Source organism: Bradyrhizobium sp. NBAIM08 (assembly GCF_020193935.1).
In the GTDB taxonomy this organism is placed as follows: Bacteria; Pseudomonadota; Alphaproteobacteria; order Rhizobiales; family Xanthobacteraceae; genus Bradyrhizobium; species Bradyrhizobium yuanmingense.
Genome location: NZ_JADYVR010000333.1, coordinates 1 through 450 on the forward strand (window position 1 = coordinate 1; position 450 = coordinate 450).

At 63.3% G+C, this 450-nt stretch carries 1 protein-coding gene; it reads right to left on the reverse strand.

Features of this window, described 5'->3' with window-relative positions; all coding sequences use genetic code 11:
- The coding region (locus I6F37_RS39765) for an MFS transporter (protein ID WP_368736818.1) at positions 1 to 450 on the reverse strand (450 nt) is incomplete at both ends.

Consider the following 450-nt stretch of genomic DNA (forward strand, 5'->3'; position numbering starts at 1 on the left):
GCGCCGCTGTCCAGAACAGGTTGGCATAGGGCAGGAGCAGCGCGAAGGGGATGACGCCGAGGATCGAAAACCAGATGACGAAGCGCGCGCCGAACCGGTCGCCGATCGGCCCGCCGAAGATCACGCCGGCTGCCGAGGCGCCGAGAAACAGGAACAGCAGAAGCTGTGCATCCTGAACGCCGACGCCGAACTTCTCGATGGTGAAGAAGGTAAAATAGCTCGAAAGGCTGGCCAGATAGGCATTCTTCGTGGCGGTCAGGATGATGAGGACGATCAGCGTCCAGATCACCTGGTTGCGGGGCAGCGGCAGGGCCCGGCTCACCGGCTTGCGGCCGGCGGTGCTGCGGCGGTGGCGGGTGTACCAGACGCTGACCCAGGAGAGGACCATGAAGCCGGTCAGCGCAATGATCGAGAACCAGCTGAGGCTTTCCTGTCCACGGGGAATGACAA